13 protein-coding genes and 1 riboswitch are annotated in these 14,889 nt (G+C 62.9%); of the genes, 6 read left to right on the top strand and 7 right to left on the bottom strand.

Features of this window, described 5'->3' with window-relative positions; translation table 11 throughout:
- The first annotated feature begins 6 nt into the window (after positions 1 to 6).
- The 3 genes from ACAX43_RS06440 (at position 7) to ribB (ending at position 3,401) form a co-directional block, all read left to right on the top strand.
- Positions 7 to 1,173, top strand: a complete 1,167-nt coding sequence (locus tag ACAX43_RS06440; RefSeq protein ID WP_370707568.1) for an MFS transporter — start codon at positions 7 to 9, stop codon at positions 1,171 to 1,173.
- 195 nt (positions 1,174 to 1,368) lie between these two features.
- Entirely contained in the window at positions 1,369 to 2,058 is a 690-nt protein-coding gene (locus ACAX43_RS06435) for a helix-turn-helix domain-containing protein (RefSeq protein ID WP_370707567.1), read from the top strand.
- Positions 2,059 to 2,178: 120 nt separating this feature from the next.
- A riboswitch (FMN riboswitch) is annotated at positions 2,179 to 2,508 on the top strand.
- A gap of 146 nt (positions 2,509 to 2,654) precedes the next feature.
- Positions 2,655 to 3,401 (top strand): 3,4-dihydroxy-2-butanone-4-phosphate synthase, encoded by a 747-nt coding sequence (gene ribB, locus ACAX43_RS06430; protein ID WP_370707566.1) that lies wholly within the window; start codon positions 2,655 to 2,657, stop codon positions 3,399 to 3,401.
- A 70-nt stretch (positions 3,402 to 3,471) separates the two neighbouring features.
- On the opposite strand, the gene ACAX43_RS06425 is transcribed toward ribB, so the two are convergent.
- From ACAX43_RS06425 to glpD, 4 genes are all read right to left on the bottom strand, one after another.
- Positions 3,472 to 4,158: an HAD family hydrolase gene (locus ACAX43_RS06425; protein ID WP_370707565.1), complete on the bottom strand. Its 687-nt coding sequence runs from the start codon at positions 4,156 to 4,158 to the stop codon at positions 3,472 to 3,474.
- 196 nt (positions 4,159 to 4,354) lie between these two features.
- Positions 4,355 to 5,068, bottom strand: coding sequence for an MIP/aquaporin family protein (locus tag ACAX43_RS06420; protein ID WP_370707564.1), 714 nt, complete (start codon positions 5,066 to 5,068; stop codon positions 4,355 to 4,357).
- Positions 5,069 to 5,144: 76 nt separating this feature from the next.
- Positions 5,145 to 6,644, bottom strand: coding sequence for a glycerol kinase GlpK (gene glpK / locus ACAX43_RS06415; RefSeq protein ID WP_370707563.1), 1,500 nt, complete (start codon positions 6,642 to 6,644; stop codon positions 5,145 to 5,147).
- Between the two features lie 168 nt (positions 6,645 to 6,812).
- Positions 6,813 to 8,342 carry a glycerol-3-phosphate dehydrogenase gene (gene glpD / locus ACAX43_RS06410; protein WP_370707562.1) on the bottom strand — a complete coding sequence of 510 codons (1,530 nt, stop codon included), beginning with the start codon at positions 8,340 to 8,342 and terminating at the stop codon, positions 6,813 to 6,815.
- A 201-nt stretch (positions 8,343 to 8,543) separates the two neighbouring features.
- Here glpD and ACAX43_RS06405 point away from each other — a divergent pair, with 201 nt between their 5' ends.
- Entirely contained in the window at positions 8,544 to 8,918 is a 375-nt protein-coding gene (locus ACAX43_RS06405; protein WP_370707561.1) for a hypothetical protein, read from the top strand.
- A gap of 79 nt (positions 8,919 to 8,997) precedes the next feature.
- On the opposite strand, the gene ACAX43_RS06400 is transcribed toward ACAX43_RS06405, so the two are convergent.
- The 3 genes from ACAX43_RS06400 to ACAX43_RS06390 all read right to left on the bottom strand — a co-directional run bounded on the left by ACAX43_RS06400 (position 8,998) and on the right by ACAX43_RS06390 (position 11,105).
- On the bottom strand, positions 8,998 to 9,624 hold the full coding sequence (locus ACAX43_RS06400; protein ID WP_370707560.1) for a TetR/AcrR family transcriptional regulator: 627 nt from the start codon (positions 9,622 to 9,624) through the stop codon (positions 8,998 to 9,000).
- 190 nt (positions 9,625 to 9,814) lie between these two features.
- Positions 9,815 to 10,012 carry a hypothetical protein gene (locus tag ACAX43_RS06395; RefSeq protein ID WP_132373180.1) on the bottom strand — a complete coding sequence of 66 codons (198 nt, stop codon included), beginning with the start codon at positions 10,010 to 10,012 and terminating at the stop codon, positions 9,815 to 9,817.
- A gap of 313 nt (positions 10,013 to 10,325) precedes the next feature.
- Positions 10,326 to 11,105: a DeoR/GlpR family DNA-binding transcription regulator gene (locus ACAX43_RS06390; protein WP_370707559.1), complete on the bottom strand. Its 780-nt coding sequence runs from the start codon at positions 11,103 to 11,105 to the stop codon at positions 10,326 to 10,328.
- Positions 11,106 to 11,411: 306 nt separating this feature from the next.
- Here ACAX43_RS06390 and ggt point away from each other — a divergent pair, with 306 nt between their 5' ends.
- Positions 11,412 to 13,049, top strand: coding sequence for a gamma-glutamyltransferase (gene ggt / locus ACAX43_RS06385; RefSeq protein WP_370707558.1), 1,638 nt, complete (start codon positions 11,412 to 11,414; stop codon positions 13,047 to 13,049).
- Positions 13,050 to 13,281: 232 nt separating this feature from the next.
- On the top strand, positions 13,282 to 14,646 hold the full coding sequence (locus ACAX43_RS06380; protein ID WP_370707557.1) for an MFS transporter: 1,365 nt from the start codon (positions 13,282 to 13,284) through the stop codon (positions 14,644 to 14,646).
- Positions 14,647 to 14,889 lie beyond the last annotated feature (243 nt).

The following is a 14,889-nucleotide window of genomic DNA, read 5'->3' as shown; positions in this document are numbered from 1 at the left end:
AGAAAAATGCCCATTCCATTACTCGCGCTAGCGATCAGCGCTTTCGCGATCGGTACGACCGAGTTCGTGATCATGGGCTTGCTGCCCGACGTAGCGCGCGATCTGGCCGTGTCGATTCCGTCGGCCGGATTGCTGGTGAGCGGCTATGCGCTTGGCGTGGCCGTCGGCGCACCGCTGCTCGCGGTGGTCACCAGCAAGATGCCGCGCAAGCTCGCGTTGCAGTTGCTGATGGGCGTGTTCATCGTCGGCAATACGCTGTGCGCGATCGCGTCCAGCTATTCCGTGCTGATGATCGCGCGTGTTGTGACGTCATTCGCGCACGGTTCGTTCTTTGGGATCGGTGCGGTGGTGGCGGCTTCGCTCGTGCCCGCTGAAAAGCGGGCAAGCGCGATTGCGCTGATGTTCACCGGCTTGACGCTGGCAAACGTGCTCGGCGTGCCGTTCGGGACCTTCGTGGGCCAGGAATTCGGCTGGCGTGCGGCGTTCTGGATCGTTAGCGCGCTAGGCGTGCTGTCGCTCGCAGGCGTGACTGCGCTGGTGCCGAATCGGCATGATTCCGGCCCGGTTGGCCTCAGTCATGAAGTGCGCGTGCTGAAGGATCCGCAAGTCTGGACGGCCCTCGCGATGACGGTGCTCGGCTTCGGCGGCGTGTTCGTGGTGTTCACTTACATCGCGCCGATTCTCGAGCAGGTCAGCGGCTTCTCGCCGCGCGGCGTGACGCTGATCCTCGTGCTGTTCGGTGTTGGTCTGACGATCGGCAACACAGTGGGCGGCAAGCTCGCGGACCGCGCGCTGATGCCTTCGCTGATGGGCATTCTGGTGGCGCTCGCGATAGTGATGGCGATCTTCGCGCGCACCAGTCATTCGCAGGTGGCCGCGGCGATCACCATTTTCGTGTGGGGCATTGCTGCGTTCGCGACGGTGCCTCCGTTGCAGATGCGGGTGGTCGAAAAGGCGGCTGCGGCGCCGAATCTGGCTTCCACGCTGAATATCGGTGCCTTCAACGTGGGGAATGCGGGCGGCGCGTGGCTCGGCGGTCTGGTGATCAATCACGGTCATTCGCTCGATACGCTGTCCTGGGTTGCGGCAGCGGTCAGCGTGGTGGCGTTGTCGGTGACGTGGTTCGCGGCGCGGAGCGATGCGCCGACGTCGCCGGTGGTGCAGCGGGCATGAGTTTGAGCGCGTTCGCCGACTCGCCGACGCGCTCCTGAAGGCGCACATGAAAAATTCGCATAAGCATGGCGAGAATCGTCCTCTGCAATGCTGATAACAGTGTGAAGATAACTTCGTTGGGCGCAGCCAGGCGCGATGCTATCTTGCCTCCACTAACCGCTTGCCCGCCGTCCGGCGGCGCTTCTGGAGGCAATCATGCATTCCCCGCTTGCACTGGTTCGCGATCCCACGGCTGACACCGATGCGTCGCCGCGCGCCGCAGAACCCTTTGATGCGCTTGAACATCTGGTCGGCGTGAATCTCGCCCGTTTGCGCGCCGAGCGGCAACTGTCGCTCGACGCCTTGGCCCGCGCCTCGGGCGTCTCGCGAGCGATGCTCGCGCAGATCGAATCGGCGCGCAGCGTGCCGTCGATCAAGGTGCTGTGCAAGGTGGCGTCGGCATTGAAGGTGTCGGTGGCGGCGTTTTTGCGGCGTCATGCCACCAACGGCTTCGAGCATCTGCCGGCTGAGCGTTCGTCGCGCGTCGTCAGTTCGGATGGGCGCTATTCCGCCCGGCCGCTTTACCCGGACGCCGACCCGACCGCCGCCGAGTTTCACGAGTTGCGTATCGCGCCGTTGCATACCGAGGCCGGCACGCCGCGCGCGCCGGGCACCACCGTGAATCTGGTGGTCAGCGAAGGCACGCTGGAAGTCAGCGTGCACGATCAACGCCAACTGCTGGCAACGGGCGATGCGATCGTGTTCGACGCCGATCAGCCGCACAGTCTGCGCAATCCGGGCGACACCGAAGCGCGCGCGTTTCGCGTGACGCTAAAGGCGGAAACGCCGCCGCGCTGGGACGTGCCCGCGCCGCAGGACATCGCGCGCGCCGCTGCGCCGGTTTGAGAAGCAGGTTTATCGGGGGGCTGTGCGAGGGCGCCGCAATGTCCGTCTAGTCAGTAGGGGTTGCGCTGCAGGCCCCGGGTGACTGCTGTATGCTTTGCCAGCCGGTCAATCCGGCAATCAGTGCGTCTTCAGGGCGGGGCGAAATTCCCCACCGGCGGTATGCCGGCAGCGCGAAAGCGTGAGCCGGTGAGCCCGCGAGCGCCCGTGGTCGTCAATGTGTTTGGCGCTGTGCAACTACGTTGCATGGGATCCGAGTAAGCGCTCAAGCGCTAACTCTGGTCGACAGCGCTTGCATGGGACCCGAGTAAGCGCTAAAGCGCTAACTCTGGTCGACAGCACTTGCATGGGACCAGAGTAAGCGCTAAAGCGCTAACTCTGGTCGACACGGGGTCAGCAGATCTGGTGAGATGCCAGAGCCGACGGTTAGAGTCCGGATGGAAGAAGATGTGCAGATAGTCATGTTCGTTTCCGTGGCGCCGCCGGAGGTTGGGGTGGTGCGCGAGCGTCGCTTTGCGCGGCGTTCAACGGCGCGTCTTTGTCTGTTTGCAATGCCCTGAAACGTTTCTCGCCCAACTTTTGCGATGAGCGTTTCAACTATGTCCTTTGCTACTTTTCCTGCTCCATCAGTCATTGCGGACGCCCCGAAGGAAGTCTCCCTGGTGGACAACGCAATTCTCGACCTCCCGCTGCTCGCCACCGAGCCCGTTCCGCCGCGTATCGCCGCTGCCTTGCAAGCCATGCGCGAGGGCCGTGCCGTCGTCCTGCAAGACGATCACGACCGCGAGAACGAAGCCGATCTGATCGTTTCCGCCGAGCGTCTTTCCGTCGAAACCATGGCCTTGCTGATCCGCGAATGCAGCGGCATCGTCTGCCTGTGCCTGCCCGACGACAAGATTCGCGCGCTCGAACTGCCGCCGATGGCCGTGAACAACGAAAGCCGCCACGGCACTGCGTTCACCGTCTCGATCGAAGCACGCGATGGGGTGACGACCGGCGTGTCCGCGCTCGATCGCGTGACGACGATCCGTGCTGCAATCAGCGATACGGCGAAGCCTGCCGACATTGTGCGGCCTGGCCACGTGTTCCCGCTGCGTGCGCAGCCGGGCGGCGTGCTCGCGCGTCGCGGCCACACCGAAGGTACGGTCGATCTGGCGATTCTCGCGGGTCTGAAGCCGGCCGGCGTGCTGTGCGAACTGATGAATGCCGACGGCACGATGACGCGCGGCGCGGATGTGGAACGCTTCGCCGCTCAACACAATCTGCCGATGCTGACGATCGCCGAGCTGGTGGAATTCCGTCAGGCGCTGGCGACGGCGCGCGAATGCGTGGCGGACGAGGCTTGATGCGTTAAAGATGTGGCGCGTGCGGTGACCTGGCTGGCAGTTGAACGCGAACGCTTTGTCATTGCACTCGTTAAGACTGCACGTCGCCGAATTCGCCGCGCACAGCTGCCTCGATCAGAGCAGGCAGTTCATCCATATGCATCATGATGCGTGTCATGCCCATTTTGCGCAGCGCATCCGCATAGCCGTCTGGGATATGGCTCGCACCGACGAAAGCGATCGTCTTCATACCCGCCGCACGCGCCGCATTCAACCCGGCCACGCTATCTTCAATGACGATGCATCGCGAAGGTTCCACACCCAGCGTCTTCGCAGCGAACAGATACACGTCCGGATAAGGCTTCGGCCGCGCCACCTGTTCCGCGCTGAAAATCCGTTCGCCGAAAATCTGCTGCAAACCTGCGCGCCGCACCGACGCATTCACCCGCGCTATCCGGCTGTTCGACACGACCGCAGCCGGCAGCGTCACGCGTTGCAATGCGTCTCGCACGCCGTTGATCGGGCTGAGTGAGGCCGCGAGCGCGAGCTCGACGTTATGTTCGATGGTATTGAAGAAATCCGCGGGCAGCGTGATATCGAATGACTTCTCGATACCTTCGAGAAAGCGCGAGGTCTGCTGGCCGAACGCCGTCTTGACGACGGGTTCGAAGTCGAGGCCGGGGAAGGCGGCGGACAGCGTTTCGAGCATCACGCGGTCAGCGATGATTTCGCTGTCGACGAGCACGCCGTCGCAGTCACAGATGAGGTGGTCGATCATGCTTTAAAACGGAAAGCGAGAGGCACGGAAGCACGACAATTGCAAGCTCATGCGCGGAGAAAGAAAGCAACATGATACGTGCTTTGGCGCCGCGTGCGCGGCGCCAAAGCTTTATGCCGGCGCTTAATTGCGCCTTGATTGCAACTTGAGTGGCGCCTTGTGTGCACCTTATATGCGCCCTCTGTGTGCCGCAGGATCAGTGCGCGTGCAGATACAAATACAACCCCGCCGCCGCCGCGCCGCCCAGCAGCGGACCGCACACCGGAATCCACGAATAACGCCAGTCGCTGTCGCGCTTGCCCGGAATCGGCAACAGCGCGTGCATCAGACGCGGCGACAGGTCGCGCGCCGGGCTCATCGCATAACCGGTCGGGCCGCCGAGCGAAATGCCGATGCCGAGTACCAGCAGGCCGACCGGCAGTGCGTCGAGCGCGCCCAGGCCGACTTGCGGGGAAGCCAGATACAGCACGCCGAAAATCAGCACGAAAGTCGCGATCATTTCGGTGAGCAGGTTATGCGGCACGCTGCGAATCGCGGGCGACGTGCAGAACACGCCGAGCTTCACATCGGCATCGCCTTCCTTGTTGAAGTGTTGACGATACGCGACCCAGACGAGCAGGGCGCCCGCCATACCGCCGAGCATCTGCGACGCGATGTAGCCCGGCACCTTGGCCCAGGTGAATTTGCCTGCCAGCGCGAGGCTGATCGTCACGACCGGATTCAGGTGCGCGCCGCTGAACGACGCCGTGACGTAGACGGCGATGAACACCGCCATCGCCCAGCCCATCACGATCACGATCAGGTCGGCGCCCTTGCCTTTGGTGCGCGCGAGCAGCACGTTGGCGACCGCGCCGTTGCCGAGCAGCACCAGGAGTGCTGTGCCGATGAATTCCGCAATGTAAGGAGACATCGTTGGTAATCCGAAATATAGCTGTTAGGGAAGCCGCGGGATAGGCGGCTTCGTTATGTCGAAAGGGGGGCTCGGATCAGGGCGTGTCGGCCCAGGCCTTCGCGGCGCGGATCGCGCGCTTCCAGCCGTCGAGGCATTCCTTGACGTCGGCTTGCTCGAGTTCCGGTGTGAAGCGGCGGTCGAGCTTCCACTGGCTTTGCAGTTCGTCCACGTCTTTCCAGTAGCCGACCGCGAGGCCGGCCAGATACGCCGCGCCCAGTGCGGTCGTCTCCGATACCTTCGGCCGCACGGCATCGACGCCGAGAATGTCCGCCTGGAATTGCATCAGCAGATTGTTCGCGCAAGCGCCGCCGTCCACGCGCAATTCGCCGATGCGAATGCCGGAGTCGGCTTCCATCGCCTTGAGCACGTCGAGCGACTGATAGGCGATCGAGTCGAGCGCGGCGCGGGCGATATGCGCCGAGGTCGTACCGCGGGTCACGCCGAACAGCGTGCCGCGAGCGCGGGCATTCCAATGCGGCGCGCCGAGACCTGCAAACGCGGGCACCAGATACACGCCGTCGCAATGCGGCACGCCGCGCGCCAGCGTTTCGATTTCAGCGGCGTTCTTGATGATGCCGAGACCGTCGCGCAGCCATTGCACCACGGCGCCGCCAATGAAGATGCTGCCTTCGAGCGCGTAGTTGATCTGGTCGCCGATCTGCCACGCAATCGTGGTGACGAGATTGTTCTTCGATTCGATCGGCTTGTCGCCGGTGTTCATCACGAGGAAGCAGCCTGTGCCGTAGGTATTCTTCACCATGCCCGACTGCGTGCACATCTGGCCGAACAGGGCAGCGTGCTGGTCGCCGGCGATGCCCGCGAGCGGAATCTTCGAGGCGAATACGGTGGTCTTGGTCGGCCCATACACTTCCGACGACGCACGCACTTCCGGCAACATGCTGCGCGGAATGTCGAGCGCTTCGAGCAGTTCGTCGTCCCACTTCAGCGTGTGGATGTTGAACAGCATCGTGCGCGACGCGTTCGTCACGTCGGTGACGTGCAGGCCGCCTTTAGTGAAATTCCATACCAGCCAGCTATCGACCGTACCGAATGCGAGGCGGCCTTGCCTGGCCTTTTCGCGCGCACCTTCTACATTGTCGAGAATCCAGCGGATCTTGGTCGCGGAGAAATACGAGTCGATCGGCAGACCGGTTTTCGCGCGGACTTTTTCTTCGAGGCCTTGCTCTTTGAGTTGATCGCAGAAGTCCGCAGTGCGGCGGTCTTGCCAGACGATCGCGTTATAGAGGGGGTGGCCGGTTTCGCGGTCCCACACGATGGTGGTCTCACGCTGATTCGTAATGCCGATCGCGGCGATCGAGGTGCCGTTCATGCCCGCGCGTGTGACGGCTTCCGCAGCCACGCCGGCTTGCGTCGACCAGATTTCCTGCGGATCGTGCTCGACCCAACCCGGACGCGGATAGATTTGCTGGAATTCTTTCTGAGCGGTCGACACGATGTTGCCGAGCCGGTCGAACAGCATCGCGCGCGAGCTGGTGGTGCCCTGGTCAAGCGCGAGGATGTACTGGTCCTGCATTGTCTCTTCTCCATGCGTTTTATGAATCGCCGGACTGCTTACCGGCGACGGGAACGGCTTGTTGTTTTAAGCGGGCTGCACCGGCTTGCGGGTGTGCGTCCCGGCTTTGTCCGTAGCCGAGGTTGTGAAATCGTTTCTGTTCTGACACGCGGGCAGGCCGCGTTGTAACTAAGCGCTCTGTCGTACCGGCTCGCGGAGGAACCACGCGTCGATGTCGTGTGTGATCGAATCGAGCGTGCCCGGTTCGACGTGCAGGCCGAGTTTCGAGCGGCGCCACAACACATCCTGCGCGCTGCGCGCCCATTCGGTGTCGCGCAGATAAGTGAGTTCGGCTTCGTAAAGACCCGGCGCGAAAGCGCGGCCGAGATCGGCCACCGAGCGCGCGTTGCCGATTACATTCTTCACCCGCGTGCCGTACGCGCGGGCGAGGCGGTGAGCCAGGTCGGCGGGCAACCACGCATGCTGCTGCTTGAACCCGGAAAGGAAGCGCTCGAAATTGGCTTGCGGAATATCGCCGCCGGGCAACGGCGCGCCGGCTGTCCACGTAGGCGTGCCGTTGTGCAGCGCATGCGCGAGTGTGTCGACGGCTTCTTCCGCCAACTTGCGGAACGTCGTGATCTTGCCGCCGAACACCGACAAAAGGGGGGCTTCGCCCGCAGGCGCATCGAGTTCGAGCGAGTAGTCGCGGGTGACCGCCGACGGGTTGTCCGCACCTTCTTCCTCGAGCAGCGGGCGCACGCCCGAATAGGTCCATCGTACGTCTTGCGGCGAGATCTTCTGCTTGAAGTAGCGGTTGATCGAGTCGCACAGGTACTGCGTTTCGTCAGGCGTGATCGCGACTTGCGACGGGTCGCCGCGATATTCGATGTCGGTCGTGCCGATCAGCGTGTAATCGTGTTCGTACGGAATCGCGAAGATGATCCGCTTGTCCGGATTCTGGAAGATGTACGCGTGATCGTGTTCGAACAAACGGCGCGTGACGATGTGGCTGCCTTTCACAAGGCGCACGCTATGCGTTGCCTCGCGGCCGAGCGCGCCTTGCAGCAGTTCGCCGACCCACGGACCGGCCGCATTCGCAATCGAGGCGGCGCGCACGTCGAGGATCGTGCCGTCCGCGCGTTTGAGTTGCGCACGCCATTCGCCGCCGGCGCGCACCGCGCTCAGCAGTTTGGTGCGCGTGAGAATCTTCGCGCCGCGCTCCTGCGCATCGAGCGCGTTCAGCACGACGAGGCGTGCGTCGTTGACCCAACCATCCGAATACACGAAACCGCGCTTGATCGAATCCACCAGCGGTGCGCCGGCGGGATGGTTGCGCATGACGATGCCGCGCGAGCCGGGCAGCAGTTCGCGTCTCGCGAGGTGATCGTAGAGGAACAGGCCGGCACGGATCAGCCAGGCCGGCCGCAGATCGGGCATGTGCGGCATCACGAAACGCAGCGGCCACATGATGTGCGGCGCCGCCCGCAGCAGCGTTTCGCGTTCCTGCAGGGCTTTGCGCACCAGCCCGAATTCGCGGTATTCGAGGTAGCGCAGGCCGCCATGAATCAGCTTGGTGCTGGCGGACGACGTATGCGCCGCCAGATCGTCCTGTTCGCAGAGCAGCACCGACAGGCCGCGGCCCGCCGCGTCGCGTGCGATACCTGCGCCGTTGATCCCGCCGCCCACGACGAGCAAATCGTATCTCGAGCCTTGCGTCACCTGCTGTGTCCCTTGCGTCGCGTTCGTGAAGCCGTTTGGAAAACTATCGAAACCAGTGTGTTCGTTTGCGAACTTTAATGAACATATTCGAAAAAGTAAAGTTCGATTGTTTTAGGCGATCCTCTACCGATTGGCTAAGGTGGTGGCGCAACGCGTGGCCACGGACGATACTCTCGGCAGTGGCCATTTCGAGGTGAATTCATGCGTGGACTTTGGATAATCGGCGCCGCAGCGCTCCTGACGGGATGCATCAGCTCGCCGAGTTTGAACGGGACGATGGGTGCGCCCTCGTTCGCATCGTTGCAGCAGATGTGCAGTGCCCAGACGGTCGACTACGGTAAAGACGCGCAAGGCGTCTACGCGACGCTGTTCGATGCGTATGTAGCGAATCGGCGCGGCAGGTTGTCGAAAGAAGATTACTGCGCCTTCCAGACGGCAATCGCGCAGCGCTACACGAGCCAAGGCGCGAATACCGATCCGCAAGTGCGCAATCAGTGGGTCACATTCTTCACCGATCAACGGGCCAAGGCGCTGAGCTGGCGCGCGGCGGTCGATCCGACCTTGCGCGCGGGCTGAGTTTCGCGTTCGGTTCGCTTCGTCCGGCGCGTCCCGCCGGGCTGTTCGTGTTGAGTGAGTTAAATAGCCTGACGCGGCGCTAGCTGCGCTGAGGCTGGGCCCCCCGCCACAGCATTCGGCGAATCTGCGCGAACACGGCTTCGCGCGTCGGCGCGTTGCTCGTCGCGGCGTGTTGCGCCTGCGGCAAGGGCAGCTGATTGGCGAGCGCCAACATCGTGAAGCCGTGCAGGCTCGCCCAGTATGCATAGCCAATCAATTGCGGATCGCCTTCCAGAATGCCTGCGGCAACGAGCCCCTCGAAATGCGCCCCAAGCATCTGCCAGGCACGTTGCGAAGCGGCGGTGAGTTCCGGGTAGGCGCCTTGCTGCTGCGTCAGATCGAACATCAAACGGTAGGCGTGGGGTTCGTCGAGCGCAAACGCGACGTAGGCGTCGCTGACGGCGGCGTGGTCGTCCTCGGAAGCATGTTTCGCCGCTGCTTCGAGCCGCGCCGCGAAGCGGGTGAAGGCGGCGGCGCGCACCATCGCGAGGATTTCGTCCTTGTCGCGGAAGTAGCGATACGGCGTCATCGCGCTGCAACCCAGCTCCTTCGCCAGTTCGCGCATCGTCACGCCTTGGGCGCCTCGCGTGGCGAACGCGTGCTCGGCAATGCGCCGCATGGTTTCGCGGAATTGCTGAATGTCGTCGGAAGAAAGCGTTTTTGGCATGCGCGAGGGCAGAAAGTCCGTCGCGCCAATTTACTTTGTAAATGAGTTGGGCACAACAAAGCGCCGCTCGCGCGGCGCCTGAGCCTCAGGCAAAAGAATCTGCTGCAGTTTTGCGGAGACGGCGGCGCGCGAAACAGCCACTGTGCGACCCGCCGTCATGCCGCCGGACGCGGCTGCACAGCCCAACGTATTAAGAGAGCCGTTTGATGGCTCGAAGCGCGTTGTCGCCGGATTCGGTCACGCGCCATTGTTCGTTGCCCGACGCGAGCCGTTCGAGTTGCACAAGCTGGCGTTCCAGCAGGGCGTCGAGTTCTTCTCGCTCCATGTCGACTTGGTTGGGAGCGTCCTTGACGAGCAACAACGTGGCGAATTCATGCGGACTCAGCATCGTTCTCTCCATGTCAGGCTAACGCGGACGGCCTTGCCGGCGACTGGCCAGATGCCAGTGAAGTCCGCTAAAGGATCAGGCGGGAGGTACGGCTATCACGACAGGTTCACTTCACACTACCGGCACTCCGCGTCACGCGGAAAGGACGCCGGGGAACTGGAGTCTAGTCAAACGTCCGTTAAACACCAACTCGGCCCCAGTAAATTTTCCCGTTGACAATCGAGGCCCGCAGAGGCGGTTTGGAGCAGCGGCCAGATCCTTGATTTCACGCGAAGTTTGGCGTGCACTGCAACATGGCGGAGAAGACCTGGGGTTACTCCGCGATATACACCTGGCAGCTGGCGGCGGCGAGCGTTTCAACCATTTCGGCGGGCGGCGGGGCGTCGGTGAAAAGCGCGTCGATCTGATCGAGGTGCCCCTGGCGGACGAGCGCAGGGCGGCCGAATTTGGAGTTGTCGGCGGCGAGGAAGACGGTGCGCGCGTGCTGGATGATTGCTTCGGCCACCCGTACTTCCCGGGTGTCGAAGTCGCGCAGCGTCCCATCCGTTTCGATGCTCGATGTACCGATGATCGCGAAGTCCACCTTGAACTGCCGGATGAAGTCGATCGCCAGTTCACCGACAATGCCTTTGTCCCACGGCCGCACGATGCCGCCTGTCACCAGCACCTCGCAATCCGGGTAGCCGCTCATCATGCTGGCGACGTTCAGATTGTTGGTGATCACCCGCAAGCCGCGATGCCGGTTGAGCGCGCGCGCCACTTCTTCGGTGGTGGTGCCCAGGTTGATGAAGAGCGACGCCTGATCGGGAATGTGAGTCGCCACTAGCGCCGCAATGCGCCGCTTCTCTTCATGGAACATCCGCTGACGCGCAGTGTAGGAGACGTTCTCTGAACTGGTCGGCAGGCTGGCGCCGCCGTGGTAGCGGCGCAGCAGGTTCATGTCCGCCAGCCAGTTGACGTCGCGGCGGATCGTCTGCGGCGTCACGTCGAAGTGGGCCGCGAGGTCGTCCACGGTCACGAAGCCGTCGCGTTGCACCCACTCCAGCAGTTCCTGTTGCCGGGCGTTGAGAGTCAGGCGGGGGTCTCGGGTCATGTGTCTCGGGTCGTGGGATTTTATCGGCGCTGCCCGCCACCGGCGCGCCGCACTGCGCCGGAAAACGAGTCATGCGTGAACGAGGTGAGCGTATTGTAAGACCATCGCACGTCTTGTCTGCCAACGCGCGCGACACGCATCACGTCGACGCGGACGCATTCAGGTCATTTATGCATTTATTCATTTGATAAATGAATTTGTTTTTTGGACCGGATCGCGCTGCAATCCGAGGTTACCCGTTTCACCTGTTCCCCATGGTTTCCGGCGTCTTCCCAAAGCCGGGCCGCGCTTTCGAGAGTGTTCGACATGACTGGCTTCAACTGGCAAAACCCCTACCCGACGCCGCGTCTGCCTGTATTCGCGCGCAACATCGTTTCGACTTCGCATCCGCTCGCCGCACAAGCCGGCCTGCGGATGCTGTGGAAAGGCGGCAATGCCGTCGATGCGGCGATCGCGGCGGCCGCCGCCATCACGGTTGTGGAACCGGTGTCGTGCGGCCTGGGCGGCGATGCGTTCGCGCTGGTGTGGGACGGCAGGAAGCTGCATGGCCTGAATGCCTCCGGCGTATCGCCGGCGGCCTGGAACGTCGATTACTTCAAGCGCAAGTACGGCGAGGAAAACGGTCTGGCGAAGCAGCCCAAGCGCGGCTGGGACGCGGTGACGGTTCCGGGCGTGATCGCGGGCTGGGAAGCGTTGCATCAGAAATTCGGCTCGCTGCCGTTCGCCGATCTGATGGAGCCGGCGATCGAAATCGCCGAGCGTGGCCACGCGGTGGCGAGTATCGTCGCGTACAAGTGGGCGGCGGCGGTGCCGGAACTGAAAGACCTGCCAGGCTTCGCACAAACCTTCATGCCGCGCGGCCGCGCGCCGGAAGTCAGCGAACTGATGCGCTTTCCAGGTCACGCGAAGACGTTGCGCAAGCTCGCGGAACAAGGTCCGCGCGCCTATTACGAAGGCGAGATCGCCGAGCAGATCGCCGCGTTTGCGCGCGAAGGCGGCGGCGCGCTGACGCTCGACGATCTGCGCAATTACCGCGCGGATTGGGTCGAGCCGATCGGCAAGGATTATCGCGGCTACACGGTGCACGAGATTCCGCCGAACGGCCAGGGCATCGCGGCGCTGATCGCGCTCGGCATCCTCGAAAAATTCGATGTGAAAGAGCTGGCCGTCGACAACGTCGAGTCGCAGCATTTGCAGATCGAAGCGATGAAGCTGGCGTTCGCCGACGTCTACCGCTATGTCGCCGATCCGCGTTCGATGGAAGTCACGCCCGAGCAGATGCTCGACGACGCGTATCTCACGTCGCGCGCCAAATTGATCGATCACAAACGCGCCACGAAGTTCGACTTCGGCATGCCGAAGGCCGGCGGCACGATCTACATGTCGGTGGCGGACGAGCGCGGCATGATGGTCAGCTTCATCCAGTCGAACTACATGGGCTTCGGCTCGGGTATCGTCGTGCCGGACAGCGGCATCGCGATGCAGAACCGCGGCTGCGGTTTCTCGATGGACCCGAAGTCGCCGAACGTGGTGGAAGGCGGCAAGCGGCCGTTCCATACGATCATCCCGTCGTTCCTGACGCAGCAGGTGGACGGCAAGCAGGAAGCGGTGATGAGCTTCGGCGTGATGGGCGGCGACATGCAGCCGCAAGGCCATCTGCAATCGATCGTGCGGATGCTCGACTACGGCCAGCAGCCGCAGGCCGCATGCGACGCGCCGCGCTGGAAGGTCAACCGCGACTTCACGATCGACATCGAATCGACGCTCGATCCGAAGACCGCTGCAGCGTTGCAGAAGCTGGGCCACACGATCAAGTCGGTCGACGATCCGTACATGGACTTCGGCTCCGGCCAGTACATCTGGAAGCTCGACGGCAACGATCCGGACCGTGGCTACGTGGCGGCGAGCGACAGCCGTCGCGACGGGCTGGCAGCCGGGTTCTAGGCGTTCCCTGCAAAACGCGGCGCCGCTTGGGCGCCGCGTTTTGCCGAATCTGCGGACGACGCATCACGCATTGCCGCGGCACATCGCCGGGACCAGGGCAAGGCATCGCGCGCAACCAGGCAGACCGCGAGCAAGAGCCGGCATCGCGCGGGACAAGTGCATTGAGGGCATTCCGCATCTCGAGCACGTTAAGCAAATCAACTATTAAACATCCGGCAAGGCAGGAGACACCATGAACACCCCCGCGTCGCACTCCGCGACAGCTTCCCCTCATTCGACGCCCGCGCCGCTTTCCAAAGCGATGGTGCGGCGTATCGTGTTTTCGTCGTCAGTCGGCAATGCGCTCGAATGGTTCGACTTTCTGGTCTACGGCTACTTCGCCTCGATCATCGCGAAACAGTTCTTCCCGATGCAGGACGAGTGGCTCTCGACGCTGCTCGCCATCGCCACCTTCGGCCTCTCGTTCCTGATGCGGCCGTTGGGCGCTATCGTGCTGGGCGTCTACGGCGACCGCAAGGGCCGTAAGGCGGCGCTCACGCTCGCCATCGCGCTGATGATGGTCGGCACCTTCACGATGGCGGTAGTTCCCCCGTATGCGTCGATCGGCATTGCGGCGCCCGTGCTGATCCTGCTCGCGCGGCTTGTGCAGGGCTTCGCGGTGGGCGGCGAGTTCGGCAGCGCGACGGCGTTCATGGTCGAACACAGCGCGTCGCGCCGCGGCTATTACGCGAGCTGGCAGTTCGCCAGTCAGGGGCTGGCTGCGATCACCGCGGCGGCCTTTGGTTCGCTGCTGACCGCGTGGATGCCGCCCGAGCAACTCAATAGCTGGGGCTGGCGCCTGCCGTTCGTGTTCGGTCTGCTGGTCGGGCCGGTCGGCTACTACATCCGTTCGCATCTCGACGAGACGCCGGAGTTTCTCGCGATGCGCGAAGCGCGCGAGATCGCGCGCAAGCGTAACGACACGTCCAAGGAGGTGGGTGCGTCGTTTTCCAGCCAGTGGGTGAATTTGCTGCTGGCCGTGGGCATCGTCGCGCAATCCACGGTCGGCGTATACGTCCTGCAACTCTACATGCCGATGTATGCAGTCAAGCAGTTGCACTTGCCGGCGGCAGCGTCGTTCGGTGTGGTGGTGCTCAACGGCGGCTTGCAGTTCCTGCTGTCGCCCGTGATGGGGGCATTGTCCGACCGCATCGGCCGGATTCGCATCATGCTCACGACGTCCGTTCTGATGAGCGTGCTGATCTATCCGATGTTCGCGTGGCTGCAAACCCACCCGACGATCGGCTGGCTGATGCTGTTGCAAGCCACAGCCGGCATTTTCAAGGCGGCTTACTCCGGACCGATGCCCGCGCTGATGTCCGAGATATTCCCGACGCAGGTGCGCTCCACCGGTCTTTCAATCGGCTACAGCCTCGGCGTGACGATCTTCGGCGGCTTTGCGCCGACAATTGTCGTGACGTTCATTCACTTGACCGGTGACAAGCTCGCGCCAAGTTACTACGTGTTGATCGCCTCCTTGCTGTCGGGGTTGTCCCTCGCCGTGGTCGCGTGGCGCATGCGTCGCGTTCGGCAAGTGGGAGGAGTCCAACCCGCCTGACGGCACGGCCGGTGGCCGTTGTTCGCTCGCGCGGGCCATTCTTGCCGCGTCTGACTTCAGGCAATGCCTTCACGCACAAGCCAGCTCCCTGAGCTGGTTTTTTTTTGCTCTGCCGGTGCGCCTTTTCTTACTGACTGAATATTTCGACTACCTTGGAATTGGAACTGCGGCCGTTCGGCACGGTCTGTGCTGGGTTATCTGCAGAGTTGTGAAACACCGGCTAAGATGCAAGATACAAGGGGT

Source organism: Paraburkholderia sp. IW21, assembly GCF_041321145.1.
Lineage (GTDB): Bacteria > Pseudomonadota > Gammaproteobacteria > Burkholderiales > Burkholderiaceae > Paraburkholderia.
Note: the sequence above shows the minus strand (reverse complement) of the source record. Positions and strands in the feature narration are given on the sequence as shown.